Raw genomic sequence first — 22,860 nt, 5'->3', positions numbered from 1 at the left:
CGGAGCGACGCCGCACGGAGCGTGACACTGGGGTCCGGCACGGCATCGGGAGGAGCGCACGGCCGTGGACTGGTTCACCGCATCCGAGTACTGGCTGAGCCGGCTGGTCTTCCAGCGGGCACTGGCCGCCGTGTACCTGGTGGCGTTCCTGACGGCCGCGCTCCAGTTCCGCGCGCTGATCGGGCGGCGCGGGATGCTGCCGGTGCCGGAGTTCGTCGAGCGGGTGCCGTTCAAGCGGGCGCCGAGCCTGTTCCAGCTGCACTACTCGGACCGCTTCTTCGCGCTCTGCGCCTGGGCGGGCTGCGCGGTGTCGGCGGCGCTGCTGGCCGGACTCGACTCGCTGCTGCCGCTGTGGGGCGGCATGCTGCTGTGGCTGGTGCCGTGGGTGCTGTACCTGTCGATCGTGAACGTCGGGCAGACCTGGTACTCGTTCGGCTGGGAGTCGCTGCTGCTGGAGGTCGGCTTCCTCGCCGTGTTCCTCGGCAACGACGAGGTGGCGCCGCCGGTCGTCGTGCTGTTCCTGCTGCGGTGGATCCTGTTCCGGGTGGAGTTCGGCGCGGGGCTCATCAAGATGCGCGGCGACGCATGCTGGCGGAAGCTGACGTGCCTGGACCACCATCACGAGACCCAGCCGATGCCGGGCCCGCTGAGCTGGTTCTTCCACCATCTGCCCAGGCCTGTGCACCGGGTCGAGGTGGCCGCGAACCATGTCACCCAACTCGTGGTGCCGTTCCTGCTGTTCACCCCGCAGCCCATCGCGACGGCCGCCGCCGCGCTGATGATCGCCACCCAGCTGTGGCTGGTGCTGTCGGGCAACTTCTCCTGGCTGAACTGGATCACGATCGTGCTGGCCGTGTCGGCGGTACGGTTCCCAGCCGATCCGCCTGATGTGCCCGATGCCCCGCTCTGGTACGTGGTCGTGGTGCTGGCGGTGGCCGCGCTGCTCGTGGGCCTCAGCCATCAGCCGGTCCGCAACATGCTCTCCCGCCGCCAGGTGATGAACCGCTCCTTCGACCCGGTCCATCTGGTCAACACCTACGGGGCGTTCGGCAGCGTGAGCCGGGTCCGCTACGAGGTGGTGGTCGAGGGCACCGCGGACGACGTGCCGCGCGAGGACTCTGAGTGGCGGGAGTACGAGTTCAAGGGCAAGCCGGGCGATCCCCGGCGCTGGCCGCGCCAGTTCGCGCCCTACCATCTGCGGCTGGACTGGATGATGTGGTTCGCGGCCCTCTCCCCCGCCTACGCCGGTTCCTGGTTCGGCACGCTGGTGGAGCGGCTGCTGGAGAACGACCGGGCCACGCTGAAGCTGCTGCGCCGCTCACCGTTCCCGCCGGACGAGCCGCCGCGGTACGTGCGCGCCCGCCTGTTCCGCTACCGCTACACGACGTGGCGCGAGCTGCGGGAGACGGGCGCGTGCTGGGAGCGGACGTATGTACGGGAGTACCTGCCGCCGACGCGGCTGGCGGAGACGGCTCAGAGGTCGTAGACGCGGGTGGCGGTGGTCGCGAGGATCTGCGTGTGGTCGTGCGGGTCGATCAGCCGGCGGGTGACGTCCAGGGTCTCGCCGTACGTCGCCGCCAGGGTGGAGACCGGCCAGTCCGAGCCGTACATCAGCCGGCCCGGCCCGAAGGCCTCCAGGGCCAGGTCGGCGTACGGGCGCAGGTCCTCGACGGTCCAGGAGGCGAGGTCGGCCTCGGTGAGCAGGCCGGACAGCTTGGCGACCGTGTTGGGCAGGGCGGCGAGGGCGCGCAGGCCGGAGGCCCAGGGTTCGAGGCCGCCGGAGGCGACGGGCGGCTTGCCCAGGTGGTCGAGGACGAAGGTGAGGCCGGGCAGGTCCGCGGCGGCCCGCGCGCAGGCCGGGAGCTGATGGGGCAGCACCACGAGGTCGTAGACCAGCCCGGCGTCGGCGACGGCGGCCAGTCCCCGGCGTACGTCCGGGCGCAGCAGCCATTCCGGGTCGGGTTCGCCCTGGACCTGGTGGCGGATGCCCTTGAGGTGGCGGCCGCCGGGGAGTTCCCGCAGCCGGGCGAGTTCCTCGGCGACGTCGGGGCGGGTGAGGTCGGTCCAGCCGACGACGCCCGCGATCAGGTCGTGCTCGTCGGCCAGGGCCAGGAACTCCGGGGTCTCCTCGGGCACGGTGACGGTCTGGACCAGCACCGTACGGCCCACTCCGGCCGCCCTCGCCTCGGGTTCGAGGTCCTTCATCGTGAAGTCGCGGCGCAGGGGCGCGAGTTCGGGCCCGGTGATCCAGTCCTGGTCCCGTACGGACAGGTCCCACACATGGTGGTGGGCGTCGACGACGGTCATGACGGCAGCTCCCAGACGACCGGCAGGCCGGCGTCGGCGCCCTCGCCGGAGTAGTCGTGCACGACGTCCAGCAGCTCGGCCATGCGGGCCTGCCAGGCGACGTTGACCGGGAGCTTCTCCAGTTCGGCGAGCAGACGGGCGTAGTCCTCGCACTCCAGGACGTGGAACAGGTCGGTGCCGCTGCGCCAGATCGTCCAGGAGGTGGTGCCGGCGGCCCGGATGGCGTCGGTGAGTTCCTCCGGGACCTCGCGGTGGGCGGCCTCGTACGCGGCGACGCGGTCGGCGCGGACCTTGGTGTGCAGGGCGACTCTCATGACGGCTCCTCGGTGGGTACGGGGGCGTCGGCGGGCAGCAGTCCCTCGGCGCGCAGGTCGTGCCAGAACGCACCGGGCACACGCGCGGCGAACTGGTGGGCGCAGTCGCGGACCTCGTGCGCCGAGCGCGCCCCGACGAGGACGCTGGCGACGGCCGGATGGGCGGCGCAGAAGGCCAGGGCGGCGGCGCGCAGCGTGGTGCCGTGGCGGTCGGCGACGGACTTCAGCCGCAGGGCACGTTCGACCAGCTCGGAGGGGGCGACGGTGTAGTTGTACGTCGCGCCCGGCCGCGGGTTCGCCAGCAGGCCGGAGTTGAAGGCGCCGCCGATGACGACGGACGTGCCGCGTTCCCGGGCCGCGGGCAGCAGGTCGGCGAGGGCGCTCTGGTCGAGCAGGGTGTAGCGGCCGGCGCACAGCACCACGTCCACGTCGGTGTCGCGGACGAAGCGGGTGAGCATCTCCGCCTGGTTCATTCCGGCGCCGATCGCGCCGACCACGCCCTCGGCGCGGAGCTTCTCCAGGGCGGGATAGCCCTCCCGGAAGGCCTCTTCGGCGTGCTCGTCGGGGTCGTGGAGGTAGACGACGTCGACGCGGTCGAGGCCGAGCCGTACCAGACTGGCCTCCAGAGTGCGTCGTACGCCGTCGGCGCTGAAGTCCCACACGCGGCGGTGGGTGGCGGGTACGGCGAACCCGTGGGCCAGGTCGTCGCCGGTGCCGTCGGAGGGCTCCAGGCGGCGGCCCACCTTGGTGGAGATCGTGTACTGGCCTCGGGGGCGGTCGCGCAGGGCGGCGCCGAGGCGGCGTTCGGAGAGGCCGAGGCCGTAGTGGGGGGCGGTGTCGAAGTAGCGGATGCCCCGCTGCCAGGCGGCCTCCAGGGCGTCGTGCGCCTGCGCCTCGCCGACTTCGGAGTACAGGTTGGCGATCGCGGCGGCGCCGAAGGACAGGGCGCTGACCTCGACGCCGCTGCCGCCGAGCCGGTTCACCGGGCCACCGGGCGCAGCCGCAGGCCCTGCATGCCGCCGTCGACGGCGAGGGCGGTGCCCGTGGTGGCGCCGGAGAGGGGGCCGGCCAGGTAGGCGATGGCGCCCGCGACCTCGGACGGCGAGACCAGACGGCCGGTGGGCTGGCGGGCCTCCAGGGCGGCGCGTTCGGCGGCCGGTTCGGGCGCGGCGTCGAGGAGGCGGCCGACCCAGGGCGTGTCGACCGTGCCCGGGTTGACGCAGTTGACGCGGATTCCCTCACGGACGTGGTCGGCGGCCATGGCGAGGGTGAGTGAGTACACGGCACCCTTGGTGGCGCTGTACAGGGCACGCTGCGGCAGGCCCGCGGTGGCGGCGATGGAGCAGGTGTTGACGATCGCGGCGTGCGCGGAGGCGCGCAGGTGGGGCAGGCAGGCACGGGCGGTGCGGACCATGCCGAGGACGTTGACGTCGTAGACGCGGTGCCATTCGTCGTCGGGATTGTCCTCGACGGTGCCCTGGGCGCCGATGCCCGCGTTGTTGACCAGGACGTCCAGCCCGCCGAGGTCGGCGACCGCGGCCGCCACGGCCTCGCGCACGGAGGCGTCGTCGGTGACGTCCGCGCGGTAGGCGAGCAGCGGCTTGTCGATCGGCGACGGGTCCAGGTCGAGGACGGCGACCCGGGCGCCGCGCTCGGCCAGCAGGTCGGCGGTGGCCCGGCCGATGCCGGAGGCGCCGCCCGTCACCAGGGCTTTGATGCCCTCGAAGTCGCTCATACGGCCTGACCCTTCTTCCGCTCGTCGAGGTCGGCGGCCCAGAACTCGCCGCCCGGGTAGGTGAATCGCGCCAGGGACTCGGGCCGCATGGCGGCCGAGAAGCCCGGCGCTGTGGGTGCCGTGTAGTGAGCCTCGCGGATCACCACCGGGTCGAGGAAGTGGTCGTGCAGATGGTCGACGTATTCGATGACGCGGTCCTCGGTGGTGCCGGACAGGGCCACGTAGTCGAACATCGACAGGTGCTGGACGAGTTCGCACAGGCCGACGCCGCCCGCGTGCGGGCAGACCGGCACGCCGAACTTGGCCGCGAGCAGCAGGATCGCGAGGTTCTCGGGGACGCCGCCGACGCGGGCCGCGTCGATCTGGACGACGTCGAGCGCACCGGCCTGGAGGAGCTGCTTGAAGACGATCCGGTTGTGCACGTGCTCGCCGGTGGCGACCTTCACGGGGGCGACGGCCCGGCGGACCGCCGCGTGGCCCAGGATGTCGTCGGGGCTGGTGGGCTCCTCGATCCAGTACGGGTCGAACTCGGCGAGGGCCTTGGTCCAGCGGATCGCCTCGTCGACGTCCCAGCGCTGGTTGGCGTCGACGGCCATCCGGATGTCCGGGCCGATGACGGACCGGGCGACGCGGCAGCGGCGGATGTCGTCCTCGAGGTCGGCGCCGACCTTGAGCTTGATCTGCCGGAAACCGTCGGCGACGGCCCGGGCCGCGAGCCGGGTGAGTTTCTCGTCGTCGTAGCCGAGCCAGCCGGGTGAGGTGGTGTAGGCGGGGTAGCCGCGCTCCAGCAGCCGGGCCGTGCGCTCCTCGGCGCCCTCCCGGCCCCGGCGCAGCAGGGTCAGGGCCTCCTCCGGGGTGAGGGCGTCGGTGAGGTAGCGGAAGTCGATCTGGCGCACCAGCCATGCGGGCTCGGCCTCGGCGAGCAGCCGCCACAGCGGCAGGCCGGCACGCTTGGCGGCCAGGTCCCACACGGCGTTGACGACCGCGCCGATCGCCATGTGCATCACGCCCTTCTCGGGCCCGAGCCAGCGCAGCTGGCTGTCGCCGATCAGGTCGCGGTTCAGGATGGACGGGTCGGCGCACAGGTCGTCGGCCGAGCGGCCGATCAGGTGTCCGCGCAGCGCGTCGATCGCGGCGACCTGCACCTCGTTGCCCCGCCCGATGGTGAAGGCGAATCCATGCCCCTCGTGCCCGTCGGCCGCGTCCGTGCGCAGGACGACGTAGGCCGCCGAGTAGTCGGGGTCCGGGTTCATCGCGTCGGAGCCGTCGAGCTCGCGCGAGGTGGGGAAGCGGATGTCGTGGGTGTCGACCGCGGTGATGCGGGCGGGCGTCGGGGACACGGAGGGCCTTTCGGTTGCAGGGGCGGGGGCGTCAGTCCTGGGCCCGGCCGGTGGTGACCCGGGCGATCATGAGGGCGACCAGGATGATCCCGCCGTAGATGGCCTGGATCCAGAACGACGGCACCTGGGCGAGGGTGAGCAGGTTCTGTACGACCCCCAGAAGGAGTACGCCGGTCAGGGCGCCGAACATGGTGCCCTTGCCGCCGTCGAGGGCGATGCCGCCGATCACCGCGGCCGCGAACACCGTGAAGATCATGTTCTGGCCCTGGTTGGCGCTGATCGCGCCGACGTATCCGGTCTGCATGATGCCGCCGACCGCGGCGAGGACGCCCGCGACGACGAACACGCCGAGCATGACGCGCTCCACCCGGATGCCCGCCGCCCGGGCCGCGTCCGCGTTGCCGCCGATGGCGTACAGGGCGCGCCCGACCCGGTGGTACTTCAGGACCAGCCCGGCGACCGCGAAGGCGATCGCGGCGAGCCACACCGACAGCGGGACACCGAGGAAGGTGGTCGTGGCCAGCGAGTAGAAGCTGTCGGGCATCCCGAACAAGGTCTTGCCCTTGGTCGCGCCGACCAGCAGGCCGCGCAGCACGATCAGCATCGCCAGCGTCACGATGAACGCGTTGAGCTTGAACTTCACGACCAGGATGCCGTTGAAGGCGCCGACGGCCGCGCCCGCGACGAGGATCGCCACCAGGGCGAGGGCGGCGGGGAGTTCGGCGCCCCAGCCGGACTGCGCCGCGGGCAGCACGAGCAGCGCGCCCACGGCGGGCGCGATACCGACGACCGATTCCAGGGACAGGTCGAACTTGCCGGTGATCAGGACGAGCGACTCGGCGAGCACGACCATCGCGAGGGCGGCGGAGGCGCCGAGGATGGAGACGATGTTGCGCTCGGTGAGGAACGAGTCGTTGACGACGGCACCGAGCACCAGGAGCAGCAACAGGGCGGGTACCAGGGCGAGTTCGCGGGCCCGGCGGAGCAGGACGGCCTTGGCGGCGCGCGGGTCGGTGGCTCGCGCGGGCGCGAGCGGCGGGGCCGCCTTGGTGTCAGCCATGGTCCACTCCTTCGATGGAGGCGATGAGCTCGTGGTCGCGCCAGCCCGCCGGGTGCTCGGCGACGACACGGCCGTGGAAGAGGACGAGGACCCGGTCGCAGCGCCTGAGGTCGTCGAGTTCGTCGGAGACGACGAGTACGGCGGTGCCGTCCTCGCGGGCGGTGTCGACCCGGGCGAGCAGGGACTCCTTGGACTTCACGTCGACGCCCGCGGTCGGGTTGACCAGGACCAGGAGCCGCGGGTCCGAGGCGAGGGCCCGGGCCATGACGACCTTCTGCGCGTTGCCGCCGGACAGGTCGGAGACGGGCTGCTCGGGGCCCGCCGCGTGGATGTCGAGGCGTTCGATCAGCGCGGTGGCGACACCGCGTCTGCGGTCGGTGCCGACGAAGCCGTAGCGGCCGAGCCGGTCCAGGACGCTGAGGGTGGCGTTGTCGCCGATGGACATGCCGAAGACCAGGCCCTGCTCGTGCCGGTCCCGGGGCACGAAGCCGACGCCGGCCTCCAGGGCCTTGCGGACATCACCGAACGGCAGCGGCTGTCCGTCCAGCCGGACCGCCCCGCTCGTGGGGGTGTGCAGGCCCGTGAACGACTCGGCGAGCTCGATCTTGCCGCTGGCGCTCGATCCGGCGAGTCCGACGACCTCGCCGCGCCGGACGGTGAGGTCGACGTTCTCGTACGCGGTGGAGGTGAGGTCCTGGACATCGAGCAGGACGGGACCACTGGCCCCGAGGGTCCGCTGCCGTTCGGCCTGTTCGGCGATCGTCTCCCCGGCCATGGCCTCCACCAGGGCCTGGCGGGGCAGGTCGGCGACCGGCGCCGTGGTGATCCAGCGGGCGTCGCGCAGGACCGTGACGGTCTGGCAGACCTCGTACACCTCCTGGAGGTGGTGCGAGATGAACAGGAAGGTCACGCCCGAGTCCTGAAGGGAGCGCATGCGCGTGAACAGCCGCTCGATCTCCCGGTTGTCGAGCTGCGCGGTGGGTTCGTCGAGGATGATGAAGCGGGCGCCGAAGCTCAGCGCCCGGGCGATCTCCACCATCTGCCGGTCCTCGACCTTGAGATCGGCCGTGCGCGCATCCGGGTCGACGCGCACGTCCCAGGTGTCGAGGAGCCGGGCCGCCTCGGCCTTCAGGCGGCGCCAGCTGATGAACCCGCGTTGGAGCGGCTGCCGGTTGATGAACAGGTTCTCGGCGACGGTCAGTTCGGGGACGACCGTCGGATGCTGGTAGACGCAGGCGACCTTGCGGCGCCAGGCGTCCCGGTCCGTGAGCGGGGGCGCGGGGTCGCCGTCGAAGCGGACGGTGCCCTCGTCGGGGGCTTCCAGGCCGGTGAGGATCCTGACCAGGGTCGACTTGCCGGCGCCGTTGCGTCCGACGAGGGCGTGGGACTCGCCCGGCAGGACGGAGAGCCGGCCGTCGGCGAGGGCGGTGGTGGGGCCGTACCTTTTGACGATGCCCCGCGCTTCAACCAGTGGGCTGCTCATTCGACCGTGTTGCCCCAGAGCTTGGGGTCGTCGACGTTGTCCTTCGTGACCAGCGGCGCGGGCAGCTGGTCCTCCAGGATGCCGCTGGGCAGTTTCACGATCGTCGAGTCGTGGTCCGTCGGGCCGGGCTTGAACTTCTTCCCCTGCATCGCCGCCTTGATGTAGTACATGCCGTACTTGGCGTAGGCGTCGGCGGGCTGGGAGACGGTCGCGTCGATCTCGCCCTTGCGGATCGCGTCGAACTCCTGCGGGATGCCGTCGTTCGAGACGATGGTGATGTGGCCCGACTGCCCGGCCTTCTTCAGCATTCCCTTGGACTTGAGGGTCTGGAGCGTGGGCGCGAGGTAGACGCCGCCCGCCTGCATGTAGATGCCCTTGATGTCGGGGTTGGCGTTGAGGAGGGTGTCGAGCTTCGAGGCCGCCGCGTCGGACTCCCACTTGGCGGGGATCTCCAGGACCTTGAGCTTCGGGAAGTTCTTCTTCACACAGGCGCGGAACGCCTCGGAGCGGTCGCGGCCGTTGACCGAGGCGAGGTCGCCCATGATCTGTACGACCTTGCCGGAGGTGATGTGCTCGCCGAGGTACTGGCAGGCCTTCTCGCCGTACGCCACGTTGTTCGCGCGGACCACCATCGCGACCTTGCCCTTGTCGGGCGCCACGTCCACAGCGACGACCGGCACGCCCTTGCGCTCGGCCTGGTCGAGGCCCGCCTCGATGGCGGCGCTGTCCAGCGGCGCGACGACCAGGCCCTCGACGCCCTGGTTGAGCTGGTTGTTGATGTCGGTGATCTGCTGCGAGGGGTCGCTGTTGGAGTTGACGGTCTTCATCGCGTCCACCCCCTCGGACTTCGCCATCCTGGGCACGTAGTCGTTGTACGACTGCCAGAACGGCGAGGTCAGCAGGGGCAGGACGACCCCGACCTTGCCGCTGCCGTCGCCGCCGCCGGCACCGGAGGCGCCGGTGTCCTTGGTACTGCCGCACGCGGCGAGCACCAGGGAGGCGCCGGCGGCCAGCGCCACCGCGCCGACGATCCGGGACCTGTTCCGCTTCCGCACTGTGCTTCCGGGCATCTCAGGGGGCTCCCATCGACCGGGGTTCGAGCAGATGCCCGCATACTTATCAGACCACTCCCCCGCCGGAACACCCTGCGACGGCACATTTTCCCGCTCCGGGCTCATAGTGGTCCGACCACCTTGCTGGTTAGACTGCGCCGGAGCCTGTGATCGGAGGAACGGCGTGGACGACGAGACCGCCCCGCAGAAGGGCACCGTGACGCAGCGCGCCATCGAGCGGATCAAGGCGATGATCGGCGAGGGCCGGCTGGAGCCGGGCCAGCGGCTGCCGACCGAGCGCGATCTGGCCGCCCAGCTGGGCATCTCCCGCAGCTCGATGCGGGAGGCGATCCGCGCGCTCACGGTGCTGGGCGTGCTGGAGGCCCGGCACGGGTCGGGCATCTACGTCACCCAGCTGGAGGCCGGGGACCTGCTGGAGACGTTCGGTGTCGTGGCGGACCTGTCGCGCGGCCCGCGTCTGGTGGAGCTGCTGGAGATCCGGCGGATCCTGGAGTCGACGGCGACCGCACTGGCCGCCGCCCGGATCACCGACGACCGGCTGGCCGAGGTCGAGAAGCACCTGGCGGCGATGAACGCCACGGACGATCCGGAGGAGATCCTCGCCCACGACCTGGCCTTCCACCGGGAGATCGCGGCGGCCGCGGGCAACGAGACCATGGCCGCGATCCTGGAGGGCCTGTCCTCGCGGACGTTCCGCGCCCGTGTCTGGCGCGGCTACCAGGAGGAGGGCGCCTTCGCACGCACCCGCCGCGAACACGCCGCGATCCACCGCGCCCTGGCCGCCCACGACCCGGAGGCGGCCCGCGCGGCGGCGGCCGCGCACGTGGGCGAGGTGGAGGAGTGGCTGCGGGCGCAGCTCGGGCCCCAGGCCGTGTCCGGCCCAGGGCCCGGTGTGCCGCCGCCTACTTGAACTGGCCGGGCTGGTAGTCCCCGGCGGGCTGCTGGAGGACGACGTTCAGCCGGTTCGCCGCGTTCATGAAGGCGATCAGGGTCACCAGCGCCATCAGCTGGTCCTCGTCATAGTGCTTGACGGCCCGCTCCCAGACCTCGTCCGGGACGCCACCGGCCCCGTCCGCGGTACGGGTCCCCTGCTCGGCCAGCTCCAGCGCGGCGCGCTCGGCCTCGGTGAAGACCGTGGCCTCGCGCCACCCGGCCACCAGATGGAGCCGTACGGCGGTTTCGCCCGCGGCGGCGGCCTCCTTGGTGTGCATGTCGATGCAGACCGCGCACCCGTTGATCTGGCTGACGCGCAGCGAGACCAGCTCCCGTGTCGCGGCCGGCAGCGGTGACTCCATCAGCAGCCGTCCCACGGAGGTGAACTGCTTGACGAGCTTGCCGGCAGTCGGGATGGCGAAGACGTCCAGACGCGCGCTCATGGTGAGCTCCTCTGTCGTTGTCGATGCGTACACCCCTATGAGTCAGCGGCTCACCCCGATGTGACATCGGCAGATGTGACCCGCGTCACCAGCTATCCGCGCCGCAGTCGCAGCGTCATCAGCTCGAACGGGCGCAGCCGCACCGCGATCCGGCCGTCCTGGACCTCCGGTGCCGTCGCATCGGCCAGCGGCCGTTCCAGCAGGTCCGTGACCGAGACGGCCGCGACCTCGAACCCGGCAGTGAGCGTGGCGCGCGTCCGGCCGCCGAAGGCCTCGTGGAACCGGACGACGACGTCCCCGCTGCCGTCGTCGGCCAGCTTCACCGCCGTGACGACCACCGCGTCCCGGTCGGCCGTCACTAGCGGCGCCACCTCTTCGGCACCGGTGAGCCGCCGCTCCGGCACATTGATCCGCCAGCCCTCGCGCACCGCGTCGGCGATGCCCGCGCCCGGCACGAGCGCGTGCCGGAAGCGGTGGACGCCCTGGTCGGTCTCCGGGTCGGGGAACCGCGGGGCGCGCAGCAGGGACACGCGGACGGTGGTGGTCGTACCGCCGTCGCCGTCGGTGCGGACGGTGCGGGTCACGTCGTGGCCGTACGTCGAGTCGTTGACGAGCGCGACGCCCCAGCCGGGTTCCTCCACGTGGACGAAGCGGTGGTTGCACGCCTCGAACTTGGCCGCCTCCCAGGAGGTGTTGGTGTGGGTGGGCCGGTGGAAGTGCCCGAACTGGGTCTCGGACGCGTACCGTTCGGCGTGCACGTCGAGCGGGAAGGCGAGCTTGAGGAACTTCTCCGTCTCGTGCCAGTCCACCTCCGTGTCCACCGTCAGCCGCCGCTCCCCCGGCGCGAGTGACAGCAGCTGGGTGACGCGGGAGGCGCCGAAGGTCCGTACGACCCGCACACCGTCCCCGTCCGGGACGACCTCGTCCGCGTCGGTGAGGTCGGTGACCGTGTTGCGGTAGAACTCGTCGACGTCCCAGGCGTCCCACATGTTCGGGAAGTCGGGGTGGAGCTGGAGGAGGTTCGCGGCCCGGCCCGGGGCGACGGTCTCGCGGTCGGCTTCGATGTCGTACGCGGACGTCACGAGCCCTCGGGCGTCGATCTCGACCCGGAGCAGGCCGTTGCCCAGGACGAACCCGCCCTCGGCCCGTGGGGACAGCTCCGCCGGGCTCGGCGAAGGCGCGGCACCGGCACCACCGGCGGGGATCCCGGCCCGGCCGTGGGGTGCCGAGTTGAACACGAGGTTCCGCGTGCCTTCCCCCGCGAGTGCCCGCTGCGCCGCGTCGATGATCCCGGTCAGCTCCTCGGCGACCCTCTCGTACGTCCGCCGCGCCTCGCGGTGCACCCAGGCGATGGACGAGCCGGGCAGGATGTCGTGGAACTGGTGCAGCAGCACCGTCTTCCAGATCCGGTCCAGGTCCTCGTAGGGATAGGGGAAGCCGGTGCGTACGGCCGCCGTGGCCGCCCACAGTTCGGCCTCCCGGAGCAGGTGCTCGCTGCGGCGGTTGCCCTGCTTGGTCTTGGCCTGGCTGGTGAGGGTGGCGCGGTGGAGTTCGAGGTAGAGCTCGCCGACCCAGACGGGCGGTTCGGGGTACTCGGCCGCGGCCTTCGCGAAGAATTCCGCCGGGGTCTCCCAGGTCACCGTCGCCGCGCCTTCGAGGTCGCGCAGGCGGGCCGCCTTGGCGACCATCTCGCGGGTCGTGCCGCCGCCTCCGTCGCCCCAGCCGGTGGGGGCGAGGGAGTGACGGGCGACGCCCTTGTCCTTGAAGTTGCGGGCGGCGTGGGCGATCTCGCTGCCCTTCATGGAGCAGTTGTAGGTGTCGACGGGCGGGAAGTGCGTGAAGATCCTCGTCCCGTCGATGCCCTCCCACTGGAAGGTGTGATGCGGGAACTTGTTCGTCTGCGACCAGGAGATCTTCTGGGTCAGCAGGTACTTGGAGCCCGCCGCCTTGATGATCTGCGGCAGTCCGGCGGCGAAGCCGAAGGTGTCGGGCAGCCAGGCCTCGTCGTTCTCGATGCCGAACTCGTCGAGGAAGAACCGCTTGCCGTGCACGAACTGCCGGGCCATCGCCTCCGAGCCCGGCATGTTGGTGTCCGACTCCACCCACATGCCGCCGGCCGGCACGAACCGCCCGTCGGCCACGGCCTTCTTCACCCGGGCCCACACCTCGGGCCGGTGATCGCGGACCCACGCCCACTGCTGCGCCTGCGACATGGCGAAGACGAACTCCGGCTCGTCGTCGAGCAGCGCGGTCATGTTGGAGGTCGTCCGGGCCACCTTGCGCACGGTCTCGCGCAGCGGCCACAGCCACGCCGAGTCGATGTGGGCGTGACCGACGGCGCTGATGCGATGGGCGGAGGGAGCGGCGGGCGTGGCGAGCACGCCGGCGAGGCGGGAACGGGCCCGGTCCGCCGTGCCGCCGATGTCCTGGAGGTCGAGCGCGTCGAGTGCCGAGTCGACCGCCCGGAGGATCTCCCAGCGGCGGGCCGACTCCACCGGCAGCTCGGCCATCAGCTCGCCGAGCACCTCCAGATCGATCACGAGCTGCCACACGGTCTCGTCGAGAACGGCGAGGTCCATACGGGTGAGGGTGTACTGCGGCTCGCTGCCCGCGGTCTCCTTGTCGCCCAGTTGTGTGGGCAGGAAGGGGTGGTAGTCGAGGATGACGGGGTTGGAGGCGGCCTCGATGTGCAGGCGCACCTGCTCGCCGCCCTCGACGGGGGCGCCGATACGCACCCACTGGTTGCGCGGGTTGAGGCCCTTCACCGGGGTGCCGTCGGGCCGGTAGACGAGGCCCTCGCACTGGAAGCCGGGCATGTTCTCGTCGAAGCCCAGGTCGAGGATCGCCTCGACGGTCTTCCCGGCCCACTCCTCGGGGACGGTGCCGGTGACGCGGAACCAGCTGGTGCCCCAGGGAGCACCCCACCGGGCGCCCGCCTCGATCGGCTCGGGCTCGGCCGCGAGTCCCTCGGCGACCGGCACCGGTTCGCCGGGCGCGTGCCACACCGCCACCTCCAGCGGCACGGACTCGGGGTACACGGCGGGGCGGACACGCTCGTCGAGGACGCGCTTGAGGCGGGCTTCGACCAGGCTGCGGTCGTCATGCATGCGGAATGCTCCCTAGGGGGTCGTTACCAGGGGTGGGTCAGGGAAACGGGCGCCGACGAGGTGTAGAGCTCCCCCACGGCACGCAGTTCGAACCGTGCCGCCCGCTCGCCCTGTTCGGGCTTCAGTCCGTCGACGAAGAACGCGCGCTGGCAGGTGCCACCGAGGAAGCGCCGGGTGCCGTCCGGAAGAACGCGGTGCAAGGTGTGGTGGCGTACGTCGCCGGGTGCGGGGTCCCAGGCGAGGCGCAGATCGCCGCCGGACGCGGCGGTCACGCGGAATCCGGTCGGCGAGGCGGGTCTCCGGATCGCGTCCCGGACCGCGATGCCGCCCAGCCGCCATGTCACGGGCCCGTCGGTCGCGGTGAGCCGTACGCCGAGTGAGTGGACGGTCCCGGTCAGGCCGGTGAGTCGTACGGTCGACGTCTGCCACGCCTCGCCCGAGTCCACGGGCAGATAGGCATACGAGCCCGGCTCACCGGTCGCCACCGCCAGTTCGATCCGCACGGCGCCCGCGTCGGTCCGATGCGTCAGCTCGACCACCGTGTCGCCATCGATCGGCAGCCGCGTCGTATACACCTCCACCACCGTGGGCGCGTCCAGTTCACCGTCCACCAGCACGCTGCTCCCGCCGCGCCACGCGTCCGCGAAGTCGAAGCCGACAGCCGGGCGTCGCCCCTCCGTGCGCACCACCCACCGCCGGGACGGCAGCCGGTCCTGGAGGCCGAGGTGATTCCAGGGCGCGTCCGAGGTCACGGCGCCGTCCTCGTACCAGCGCAGCCCGTGCCCGGTGTTGAACACGCTCGCGAACGGAACCGACGTGACCGTGGAGCGGTCGGCGACGGACACGGCGGGTGCCCGCCAGCTGTCCGTGCCGTCGGGCCGGGACGGGTCGAGGGAGCGTCCGGTCCAGAACCGGTCGTCGGCGGTGTGGAAGGCGGCCGGACCCCGCTGGTCGGCGGGCAGATGGTTGCGCGTCCACTCGGGCCGGTAGAGGCCGATCGACGCGAGGTGCGCCTTGTCCGTGGGCACGATCGCGTCCCACCGCACGGAGGAGTTCCAGCCGTTCGCCTCCACGTCGACGCCCGCCCACAACTCGTGGCGGCTGCGTCCCAGTTGCTCGGCCCGCTGCCCCGAGGAGACCAGGCTGCTCGCCGACCAGCGGAAGTCGACGAACATGTCGTCGGCGGTCCGGAAGAACGGCTCGTTCTGCCCGTTGAGCGCCCCCTGCCAGCTCACCGTGCCGTTCACGGTCATCGCGTCGTACCAGGTCACCCGCTGTCCCTTGGCCGCCGCGAGCGACTTCAGCTCCCGCATGAAGCTCAGCATGTCCGCGCCGAGGGCGGCGTCCCCTCCCCCGGTCTCGGCGTTGACGAACCAGCCGTCGAACCCGTACGCCTCGGCGACCTCGACCAGCCGCGCGGCGAGCGGATGACGACCGGCGGTGTCCTTCCGCACCAGGTCGCGGGTCCAGCGCAGTTGTCCGCCGTAGGCGACGGGCGGCAGGAAGACGTTGCCGAGGACGGGCACGCCGTGCCGGTGGGCGGCGTCGACGATCGGCGCGTTGGGGGCGAGGATCAGCCCTTCGCCCGACGAGCCGCCCCAGAACACCAGCTCGTCGATGTAGGCCCAGTGGGTGAGGGCGTAGTAGTCGGCGGTGGCCGAGCCCTGGGAGGGGTTGCTCGCGGTGGGCCCGAAGGAGACCAGGGACTGGATGCGGGCCTGGCCGGCGCGGGCGGTCGGGTTGGCGGGGGCCGGGGTGAAGCGGGCGGCCAGGGGCACGGACGCGGCGTTGAAGGCGAGGTCCGGGTCGGTGGCGGCGCGCCAGGACTTCAGGCTGCGCCAGGTGATGCCGGGGCCCGGAGTGCCGGACGGGAGGGAGTCCGGGTACCAGTAGGAGGCGTACGGCTGGGTCGCGGCGGCTTTCGGGGCTGCCGTGGCCTTCGGTGAGGGGAGCAGGGCGGCCGCGGCGCCGGCGAGCAGGACGGTGCGTCTGGTGGGTGTCACGAGCGGGTGCCTCCTGGTGGGTGGGGAAGTACCTGGTCGGGAGTGACGACCTCGGTGATGCCGCGCGCGGCCAGGTGTTCCCGGTCGGCGGCGTGCACGTCGAGGACGGTGGTGGGGCGGGCTCCGTCGGCGACCAGCCGGAAGAAGGCGTCGAAGACGGGACCGCCGGGGGCGCAGAGCGAGCGGACGGCGGGGTCGGCCGGGACGACCAGCGCCGTCGTACGGGCCGGGGGTGCCAGCGACGGCTCGCGTGCCGCCCGTTCCAGCACCCTGGCCATGTCCTTCGGTTTGCGGTCGTTGGTCAGCAGGCCGAGTCCGTACTCAAGGTCCGGGAAGTCGGCCAGGTCGCGGGACACGTCGTGGGAGCACCACCAGGTGATGCCCCACAGGCCGGGACAGTCCAGGGCGTTCGCCACGGTGGCCTCGGTGAAGGCGGCGGCGTGCTCGGGCGGGACCAGGGGCGCGGGGGCGCCGACCTCCTGGAGCCAGACCGGCCGGTGCGGGTCGTCGGCCCAGGCCTTGCTCAGCTCGACGAGGTACGCGGCGTGGTGCTCGGCGGGGACGGAGGTACGGCCGTGGCGCTGGGCGGTTCCGTTGAAGACCCAGGAGTGCACGGCCGTGACGGCGCCGTGCCGGGCGGCCTGGCCCGGGGTGAAGGGCTGGTCGTCCTGGTACCAGGTCGCGTCGTACTCGGCGTGCAGATGCAGCCGGCCCGGGGCGCCCTCCTCGCAGGCGGCGAGCATGCGCGTCAGCCAGGTGTCGATCTCGTCGGAGGTGGCCCGGTCGGGGTCCGGATGGGGGCCGGACGAGAACTGGTTGACCTCGTTGCCGAGGGTCATGCCGATGAAGTTGGGCCGGTCGGCGAGGGCTGCGGCGAGGGTGCGCAGGAGGTTCTCCTGGCCGTCGAGCACGTCCGGGTCGGTGAAGAGGTTGCGCCGGTGCCAGGTCCGGGTCCAGGCGGGCAGGAAGTCGAAGCTGCTCAGATGCCCCTGGAGGCCGTCCACGTTGACGTCGAGGCCGCGTTCGGCGGCGGCGTCGGCCAGCGCGACGAGCTGTTCGACAGCCTGCGGCCGGATCAGCGTGCGGTTGGGCTGGAAGTACGGCCACAGCGGGAAGACCCGGATGTGGTCGAGTCCCAGCGCGGCGATCGAGTCGAGGTCGGCGCGGACGGAGTCGAGGTCGAAGTCCAGCCAGTGGTGGAACCACCTCTCGCTGGGGGTGTAGTTGACGCCGAAGCGCACGGCAGAAGGCATGCGGTGTCCTTGCGTTTCAGTGGGGGTCAGCCCTTCGGCCCGGAGTTCTCAGCCCTTCACCGCGCCCTCGCCCACGCCGCGGAAGAAGTACCGCTGGAGACAGGCGAAGAGGGCGATCAGCGGGGCGACGGCGATGATCGTGCCCGCGGCGACGAGGCGCTCGTCGTTGGCGAAGGTGCCGTGCAGATAGTTGAGGCCGATGGTCAGCGTGAACCTGGACGGGTCGCTCAGCACGATGAGCGGCCACAGGAAGTCGTCCCAGGCGCCCATGAAGGCGAAGATCGCGACGACCGCGAGGGTGCCTTTCACCGACGGCAGGGCGATCCGCAGGAACCGCTGCCAGACGTTGGCGCCGTCGACGAAGGCCGCTTCCTCGATCTCGTAGGGCAGGTTGAGGAAGGCGTTGCGCATCAGCAGGACGTTCATCGCGCCGATGCAGCCCGGCAGGACCACGCCGATCAGGGTGTTGTTGAGGCCGAGCTCCCGCATGGTGGTGAACTGGGCGATGATGATGCCCTCGACGGGCACGAGCATCGCCAGGATGAAGGCCAGGGTGGCGACACGGCGGCCGCGGTAGCGGAGCCGGGCCAGGGCGTATCCGGCGAGGGCCGAGCCGACGCAGTTGGTGACGACGTTGGCGGTGGCGACCTTCAGGGAGTTGAGGGCGTAGTCCCAGACGGGGATGGTGTCGGCGACCCGCTCGTAGTTGTGCAGGGTCGGATCGCCCGGCAGGAACGTCGGCGGGGAGCTGTAGATGTCCTCGGTGGGGCCCTTGAGGGACGTGGACAGCTGCCACAGGAACGGGCCGATGGTCAGGGCCAGTACGGCGAGCAGCAGGACGTAGCGCAGGGCGAGTTCCCACACCCGGACGCGGCGGCCGTGCTCGTCGGTGATCCGGGGTTCGCGGACGGCGGCGGGCGCCTTCTCGGTGGGAGGGGTCTTCTCGAGGACGCTCACGACTCCTCCTTCCGGTCGGCGCGCAGCACCAGCAGCATCAGGGCGACGGTGACGACGAAGACGACGACGGAGATCGCGGAGGCGTAGCCGACACGGCCGGTCAGGCCGGTGCCGGTGCGCTGGACGAGCATGACCAGGGTGGTGTCCTCGCCCGCCGGTCCGCCGCTCGGGCCCGCCAGCAGGTACACCTCGGAGAACACCTTGAACGCGGCGACCGAGGAGAGCGCGCCGACGAGCACCATGGTGGAGCGGACGGCGGGCACGGTGACGGTCATGAAGCGGCGTATCGCCCCCGCGCCGTCGACGGCGGCGGCCTCGTGCAGTTCGCGCGGCACGTTCCCGAGCGCCGCCAGATAGATGATCATGTAGTAGCCGAGGCCCTTCCAGACCGTGACGGCCATGGCGCTCAGCAGAAGCAGCCACTGGTCGCTGAGGAAGCCGACCCGGCCGGCGCCGGCCGTCTCCAGCAGCGCGTTGACCAGTCCGCGGTCGTCCAGCAGCCACACCCAGATCAGCCCGACGACGACGATCGAGGCGACGACCGGGGTGTAGAAGGCGGACCGGAAGAAGGTGATGCCGGGGATGTTCTTCTGCACGAGCAGGGCGAGCAGCAGTGGCAGGACGACGAGCGGGGGCACGACGCCGAGGACGTAGAGCGTGCTGTTGCGCAGGCCGGTCCAGAACATGTCGTCCTGGAGCAGTTCCCGGAAGTTGGCGAGCCCCACGAACTCCCCGGGGATCAGGGTGCGGCGGTCGGTGAAGGCGTTGACCAGCGTGGAGAGAAACGGGTACAGGATGAAGGCGCCGGTGACGAGCAGACCGGGTGCGGCGAACAGCCAGGGGCTGGTGGGCAGTTGGCGCCGTACCCGGGAGATGCCGGAGAGAGCCATCGGGCGTCAGCCCTGCTGCTGCAGGAGCCGGTCGCACTCCTTGACAGCGTTGTCGAGAGCTTCCTTGGGGCTCTGCTTGCCTTGCAGCGCCTTGGCGACCTCGTTGCGCAGCGCGATCTTCATCTGCTCGCTGAACAGCACGGGCGTGTAGTTGACCGCCGTCTTCAGGGACTTCGCCGCGGCCACCCGCACCCGTGTCTCGTCGGTCCCGTCCTCCTTGGTGAAGTACGGGTCGTCCAGCGAGCCGGCGGTGCTCGGGAAGATGGCGACCTTCTTGGCGAACGACATCTGGTGCGCCGCGTCGGTGACGAAGTGCGCGAAGGCGACGGCCGCGGGCTTCCGCTTCGACTGGGAGTTGACCATCACGCCCATCACGTACATGTTGACGTGCCCGGTGCTGGTGATCTGGTCGGTGATACCGATGTTCTTGTACAGGCTCGGCGCCTGCTTCTTGAAGTTGCCGAGGTCCAGGGCGCTGCCGGGGTTCATGGCGACGGCTCCGGTGAGGAACTTCTTGCCGGACGACTCCGGGGTGGCGGTCAGCGCCTGCGGGTCGAGGGCCTTCGCGTCGTACAGCTCCTTGTACTCGGCGAGGAGTTGCACACCCTTGTCGTCGTTGAAGGAGAAGGCGGTGCCCTGCTTGTTCATCAGCTGGACGCCGTAGCGGCCGAAGTCCTCGATGGTGGGCACGTTGGCGAGGGTGGCGACCTTGCCGCCGCTCTTCTTCGCCATCTTGAGGCCCGCGGAGAAGAGTTCGTCGTACGTCTTCGGCGGCTGCTCGGGGTCGAGCCCGGCCTCCTTGAACAGGGTCTTGTTGTAGAAGAGCGGGCCGGTGTTGAGGTACCAGGGGAAGGCGTACGTGCCGGTCATGCCCGGTATCCGATGGCCCGCCCAGGCGCCCGGCAGATACTCCTTCTCGTACCGCGGGGCGGCCTTGTCCAGGTCGAGGGCGAGTCCGGCCTTGGCGAGCGGGGCGACGAGGTCCGGGGAGACGTTGACGACGTCGGGCAGGGTGCCGCCGGCCGCGTCGGCGCTGATCTTGTCGGCGTAGCCCTCGGCGGGCTGGTCGACCCACTTCACCTTCGTGCCGGGGTGCTTCTTCTCGAACTCGGCGATCAGGCCCTCGAAGTACGGCTTGAAGTTGGCGCGCAGATTCCACGTCTGGAACGTGATGTCGCCCTCGACCTTGCCCGAGGCGTCGCTCGAACCGCCTCCGCCGCCCCCGGAACCGCAGGCGCTCAGTGGCAGCAGGACAGCGACGGCAGCGGCGGCGAAGGCTCTGCGGGAGATACGCACGGTGACCGGCTCCTTTGAAGGCAGGGCGGGAGAGGGCGGCGGAAAGGGCGCCGGGCCAGACCTTGCATCGTTCTCTTCGGGGAAGTCAATGGATTCTGCTCAGCTAAAGTCTTTAGTTGCACATCACCGCAGGTCAGCAACGGGTCAGGCGTCTTCTTGTATTCGATCACTAATGCGCTTTAGGGTAGGAACACTCAAGCGCATTAGTGTACAGCGCTCGTCGAATGGAGAATCAAGCGTGACGGGAAAGCGCTCACCGGCGCGCCGGCCGACGATGAAGGACATCGCCCGGCGGGCCGGGGTCTCCGAGAGCGCGGTCTCCTTCGCGCTCAACGGCAGGCCCGGGGTCTCCGAGGTGACCCGGGACCGGGTGCGCCGGGTCGCCGAGCAGCTGGGCTGGCGGCCCAGCACGGCGGCGCGCGCCCTGTCCGGGGAGGGCGCGGCGACGGTCGGCTTCGTGCTGGCCCGTCCGGCGGGCACGCTGGGCGTGGACTCGTTCTTCCTGCAACTGGTCTCCGGCATCCAGGAGGTGCTGGCCGAGCGTCATCTCGGTCTGCTGTTCCAGATCGCCGAGGACATCGACGACGAGTGCGCGGTGTACCGGCGGTGGTGGGCCGAGCACCGGGTGGACGGTGTGCTGGTGGTCGACCCGCGCACCGACGACCCCCGGCCCGGGCTCCTCGACGAACTCGGGCTGCCCGCCGTGGTGATCGGCGGCGCCCCGGACGAACGGCACCCGGGTCTTTCGACGGTGTGGGCGGACGACGCGGGCGCGATGGCCGCGGTGGTGGACGGGCTGTACGCGCTCGGCCATCGCCGGATCGCGCACATCGCCGGACTGCCCGGGCTGGCCCACACCGAGCGCCGCATCCGCACCCTGCGCGCGGAGGCCGAGCGCCGGGGCCTGTCGGAGGTGCAGTCGGTGCCGACCGACTACTCGGACGAGGCGGGCGCGGCCGTCACCCGCCGGGTCCTGGACGGCCCCGCCGCCCCGACGGCCCTGATCTACGACAACGACGTGATGGCCGTCGCCGGAGTCGCCGCCGCGGCCGAGCTCGGCTATGCGGTGCCGGCCGACGTCTCGGTGGTGGCCTGGGAGGACTCCGCCCTGTGCCGCCTGGTCAAGCCGTGGCTGTCCGCACTGTCCCGCGACAGCGTCGAGTTCGGCCGCACGGCGGCCCGCGAACTGACCGCCCTGCTCGACGGCGGCCCGGCCCGCGCGGTACGGGTGCCGGTGCCGCGGCTGATCGAGCGGGACAGTACGGGGGTGGTGCGGGGGGTGTGAACACCGGGCTGCGGCAGGCCACGTGAGGGCGAGGACTCGCCGGGTCCGACGCCGGCACGCACCCCGTGCGGGGCTCCTGGCCCGGCGCGGAACGGCCCGGCCGGACGGCACACGCACCACGGCACCACGGGCCCCGGGCTGTGGCACCCGGCCAGGTCCCACCGAGCCCTGTGCCGGCACTCACCCCTGCGCGGGGACCCCGGTGCGGCGCGGAGCGGTCCGGGCAGAACACGCACCGCGGGCCCGTCGCACCATCGGTACGCACCCCCGCCCCCTCGCGCCGCCCGCGGAACGCCCACGGTGCGGCCTGCCGCTCCTGGACCGGGAGGGCCACAATGGACGGTATGCGAGTGCGGCGCACCGCCTGGGCCTCCGCCGGGCTGCTGCTGACCGTCGCGGTCGGCTGCACCGGCGGTGGGGACCAGGGCGCGCCCGAGGCATCTCCGGCATCGGCCCCCGCCACGACCGAAAAGCCTCGCGCCACGCCCTCCCCCACCCCCTCCCCGGCCGACCCCGTCTCCCTCCCGGCCCTGATGCGGCGCGAGCACACCGGCTCCGGACTGCGTCTCGGGGCCGTGCTGGACCGGACCTCCGCCTACACCCGGTACGCCGTGACGTACGAGGCGAACGGCCTGACGGTCTCGGGGATCATGAACATCCCGGAGGGCGAGGGTCCCTTCCCGGCGCTGGTGCTGGCGCACGGGTACATCGACCCGGACGACTACTTCAGCGGCCAGGGCATGCCACGCGAGCAGGACCGTCTGGCCCGTAGCGGCTATGTCGTCCTGCACACCGACTACCGCAACCACGCCCGCTCCGACAAGGACCCCGACAACGACGTGAACCTGCGCCTCGGCTACACCGAGGACGTCATCGGAGCCGCCCTGGCCCTGCGCGACTCGGACCGTCCGGAGATCGACGGCGACCGCCTCGGCCTGTTCGGCCGGTCGATGGGCGGCGGGGTCGTGTACAACACGCTGGTCGTGGCGCCCGGTCTGTTCGACGCGGCCGTGGCGTACGCGCCGGTGAGCGCCCGCCCGCAGGAGAACATCGACCAGTTCCAGCGGCCCGACGGCGACCCGCTCGTGGCCGAGATCGAGGAGAAGCACGGCACCCCCGAGGAGAACCCGGACTTCTGGCGCGGTGTCTCGCCCCTCACCTACGCCGACCGTGTGAGCGAACCCCTGCTGATCCAGCACGGCACCGCGGACGACACCTGCCCCCTCGCCTGGTCACGGGAGGTCTCCGCCACGTTCGAGGAGGCAGGCAAGGACGTCGAGCTCCGTACCGTCGCCGGCGAGGGGCACACGTTCGGGCCCCGGTGGGCGTCCGAGATGGACGTCACCGAGGCCTTCTTCGCACGCCACCTGCGCTGACCCGG

Annotated in this window: 19 protein-coding genes; 4 read left to right on the top strand and 15 right to left on the bottom strand. The window is 71.5% G+C overall.

What is annotated here, in order from left to right; translation table 11 throughout:
• Positions 1-64 precede the first annotated feature (64 nt).
• Positions 65-1,486, top strand: a complete 1,422-nt coding sequence (locus ACFT4A_RS36495) for a lipase maturation factor family protein (RefSeq protein ID WP_382839290.1) — start codon at positions 65-67, stop codon at positions 1,484-1,486.
• Here ACFT4A_RS36495 and ACFT4A_RS36490 read toward each other — a convergent pair.
• From ACFT4A_RS36490 to ACFT4A_RS36455, 8 genes are read right to left on the bottom strand one after another with little or no spacing between them, the layout of a single operon-like run.
• On the bottom strand, positions 1,474-2,307 hold the full coding sequence (locus ACFT4A_RS36490) for an amidohydrolase family protein (protein WP_382839288.1): 834 nt from the start codon (positions 2,305-2,307) through the stop codon (positions 1,474-1,476). The two genes, ACFT4A_RS36495 and ACFT4A_RS36490, sit on opposite strands and share 13 nt — an antisense overlap.
• Positions 2,304-2,621 (bottom strand): L-rhamnose mutarotase, encoded by a 318-nt coding sequence (locus tag ACFT4A_RS36485; protein WP_382839286.1) that lies wholly within the window; start codon positions 2,619-2,621, stop codon positions 2,304-2,306. The genes ACFT4A_RS36490 and ACFT4A_RS36485 overlap by 4 nt, the downstream gene beginning before the upstream one ends.
• The gene (locus tag ACFT4A_RS36480) at positions 2,618-3,604 is read right to left on the bottom strand and encodes an aldo/keto reductase (protein ID WP_382839284.1); all 987 of its coding nucleotides are present in this window, start codon (positions 3,602-3,604) and stop codon (positions 2,618-2,620) included. Before ACFT4A_RS36480 ends, ACFT4A_RS36485 begins: the two co-directional genes overlap by 4 nt.
• Complete coding sequence (locus ACFT4A_RS36475) at positions 3,601-4,356, bottom strand: SDR family NAD(P)-dependent oxidoreductase (protein ID WP_382839281.1); 756 nt, start codon at positions 4,354-4,356, stop codon at positions 3,601-3,603. Before ACFT4A_RS36475 ends, ACFT4A_RS36480 begins: the two co-directional genes overlap by 4 nt.
• Positions 4,353-5,696, bottom strand: a complete 1,344-nt coding sequence (locus ACFT4A_RS36470; RefSeq protein ID WP_382839278.1) for an L-fuconate dehydratase — start codon at positions 5,694-5,696, stop codon at positions 4,353-4,355. The genes ACFT4A_RS36475 and ACFT4A_RS36470 overlap by 4 nt, the downstream gene beginning before the upstream one ends.
• A gap of 31 nt (positions 5,697-5,727) precedes the next feature.
• Complete coding sequence (locus ACFT4A_RS36465) at positions 5,728-6,756, bottom strand: ABC transporter permease (RefSeq protein ID WP_382839276.1); 1,029 nt, start codon at positions 6,754-6,756, stop codon at positions 5,728-5,730.
• The gene (locus ACFT4A_RS36460; RefSeq protein ID WP_382839273.1) at positions 6,749-8,239 is read right to left on the bottom strand and encodes a sugar ABC transporter ATP-binding protein; all 1,491 of its coding nucleotides are present in this window, start codon (positions 8,237-8,239) and stop codon (positions 6,749-6,751) included. The genes ACFT4A_RS36465 and ACFT4A_RS36460 overlap by 8 nt, the downstream gene beginning before the upstream one ends.
• Positions 8,236-9,309 carry a sugar ABC transporter substrate-binding protein gene (locus tag ACFT4A_RS36455; protein ID WP_382839271.1) on the bottom strand — a complete coding sequence of 358 codons (1,074 nt, stop codon included), beginning with the start codon at positions 9,307-9,309 and terminating at the stop codon, positions 8,236-8,238. Before ACFT4A_RS36455 ends, ACFT4A_RS36460 begins: the two co-directional genes overlap by 4 nt.
• Before the next feature lie 166 nt (positions 9,310-9,475).
• Between ACFT4A_RS36455 and ACFT4A_RS36450 the strand changes: the two genes are divergently transcribed.
• Positions 9,476-10,222 carry a FadR/GntR family transcriptional regulator gene (locus ACFT4A_RS36450; protein ID WP_382839269.1) on the top strand — a complete coding sequence of 249 codons (747 nt, stop codon included), beginning with the start codon at positions 9,476-9,478 and terminating at the stop codon, positions 10,220-10,222.
• Here the strand turns inward: ACFT4A_RS36450 and ACFT4A_RS36445 are convergent.
• From ACFT4A_RS36445 to ACFT4A_RS36415, 7 genes are all read right to left on the bottom strand, one after another.
• Complete coding sequence (locus ACFT4A_RS36445; protein ID WP_382839267.1) at positions 10,215-10,688, bottom strand: carboxymuconolactone decarboxylase family protein; 474 nt, start codon at positions 10,686-10,688, stop codon at positions 10,215-10,217. The two genes, ACFT4A_RS36450 and ACFT4A_RS36445, sit on opposite strands and share 8 nt — an antisense overlap.
• 92 nt (positions 10,689-10,780) lie before the next feature.
• Complete coding sequence (locus ACFT4A_RS36440) at positions 10,781-13,795, bottom strand: alpha-mannosidase (RefSeq protein ID WP_382839264.1); 3,015 nt, start codon at positions 13,793-13,795, stop codon at positions 10,781-10,783.
• 23 nt (positions 13,796-13,818) lie between these two features.
• A complete protein-coding gene (locus tag ACFT4A_RS36435; RefSeq protein ID WP_382839261.1) occupies positions 13,819-15,798 on the bottom strand; it encodes an endo-beta-N-acetylglucosaminidase in 1,980 nt (659 codons plus the stop codon).
• Complete coding sequence (locus ACFT4A_RS36430; RefSeq protein WP_382839328.1) at positions 15,795-17,039, bottom strand: glycosyl hydrolase; 1,245 nt, start codon at positions 17,037-17,039, stop codon at positions 15,795-15,797. The genes ACFT4A_RS36435 and ACFT4A_RS36430 overlap by 4 nt, the downstream gene beginning before the upstream one ends.
• Before the next feature lie 60 nt (positions 17,040-17,099).
• Positions 17,100-18,008 carry a carbohydrate ABC transporter permease gene (locus ACFT4A_RS36425; RefSeq protein ID WP_382839259.1) on the bottom strand — a complete coding sequence of 303 codons (909 nt, stop codon included), beginning with the start codon at positions 18,006-18,008 and terminating at the stop codon, positions 17,100-17,102.
• Positions 18,005-18,898, bottom strand: coding sequence for a carbohydrate ABC transporter permease (locus ACFT4A_RS36420; protein WP_382839256.1), 894 nt, complete (start codon positions 18,896-18,898; stop codon positions 18,005-18,007). The genes ACFT4A_RS36425 and ACFT4A_RS36420 overlap by 4 nt, the downstream gene beginning before the upstream one ends.
• A gap of 6 nt (positions 18,899-18,904) precedes the next feature.
• Entirely contained in the window at positions 18,905-20,194 is a 1,290-nt protein-coding gene (locus ACFT4A_RS36415) for an ABC transporter substrate-binding protein (RefSeq protein WP_382839253.1), read from the bottom strand.
• Positions 20,195-20,468: 274 nt separating this feature from the next.
• Between ACFT4A_RS36415 and ACFT4A_RS36410 the strand changes: the two genes are divergently transcribed.
• Both ACFT4A_RS36410 and ACFT4A_RS36405 read left to right on the top strand, forming a co-directional pair.
• Positions 20,469-21,479 (top strand): LacI family DNA-binding transcriptional regulator, encoded by a 1,011-nt coding sequence (locus ACFT4A_RS36410; RefSeq protein WP_382839325.1) that lies wholly within the window; start codon positions 20,469-20,471, stop codon positions 21,477-21,479.
• A gap of 344 nt (positions 21,480-21,823) precedes the next feature.
• On the top strand, positions 21,824-22,855 hold the full coding sequence (locus ACFT4A_RS36405; RefSeq protein ID WP_382839250.1) for an alpha/beta fold hydrolase: 1,032 nt from the start codon (positions 21,824-21,826) through the stop codon (positions 22,853-22,855).
• The last annotated feature ends 5 nt before the right edge of the window (positions 22,856-22,860 follow it).

It is taken from the genome of Streptomyces sp. NPDC057099 (genome assembly GCF_042671245.1).
Taxonomy (GTDB): domain Bacteria; phylum Actinomycetota; class Actinomycetes; order Streptomycetales; family Streptomycetaceae; genus Streptomyces; species Streptomyces purpurascens.
The sequence above is the reverse complement of the archived record's forward strand: the minus strand, read 5'-3'. Positions and strand labels throughout refer to the sequence as shown.

Excerpts from the sequence above, each read along its gene's own strand:
- ACFT4A_RS36445 (WP_382839267.1), bottom strand. The coding sequence starts at position 10,688 with ATGAGCGCGCGTCTGGACGTCTTCGCCATCCCGACTGCCGGCAAGCTC.
- ACFT4A_RS36405 (WP_382839250.1), top strand. The coding sequence starts at position 21,824 with ATGCGAGTGCGGCGCACCGCCTGGGCCTCCGCCGGGCTGCTGCTGACC.
- ACFT4A_RS36455 (WP_382839271.1), bottom strand. The coding sequence starts at position 9,309 with ATGCCCGGAAGCACAGTGCGGAAGCGGAACAGGTCCCGGATCGTCGGC.
- ACFT4A_RS36410 (WP_382839325.1), top strand. The coding sequence starts at position 20,469 with ATGAAGGACATCGCCCGGCGGGCCGGGGTCTCCGAGAGCGCGGTCTCC.
- ACFT4A_RS36485 (WP_382839286.1), bottom strand. The coding sequence starts at position 2,621 with ATGAGAGTCGCCCTGCACACCAAGGTCCGCGCCGACCGCGTCGCCGCG.
- ACFT4A_RS36460 (WP_382839273.1), bottom strand. The coding sequence starts at position 8,239 with ATGAGCAGCCCACTGGTTGAAGCGCGGGGCATCGTCAAAAGGTACGGC.
- ACFT4A_RS36490 (WP_382839288.1), bottom strand. The coding sequence starts at position 2,307 with ATGACCGTCGTCGACGCCCACCACCATGTGTGGGACCTGTCCGTACGG.
- ACFT4A_RS36420 (WP_382839256.1), bottom strand. The coding sequence starts at position 18,898 with ATGGCTCTCTCCGGCATCTCCCGGGTACGGCGCCAACTGCCCACCAGC.
- ACFT4A_RS36465 (WP_382839276.1), bottom strand. The coding sequence starts at position 6,756 with ATGGCTGACACCAAGGCGGCCCCGCCGCTCGCGCCCGCGCGAGCCACC.
- ACFT4A_RS36475 (WP_382839281.1), bottom strand. The coding sequence starts at position 4,356 with ATGAGCGACTTCGAGGGCATCAAAGCCCTGGTGACGGGCGGCGCCTCC.
- ACFT4A_RS36440 (WP_382839264.1), bottom strand. The coding sequence starts at position 13,795 with ATGCATGACGACCGCAGCCTGGTCGAAGCCCGCCTCAAGCGCGTCCTC.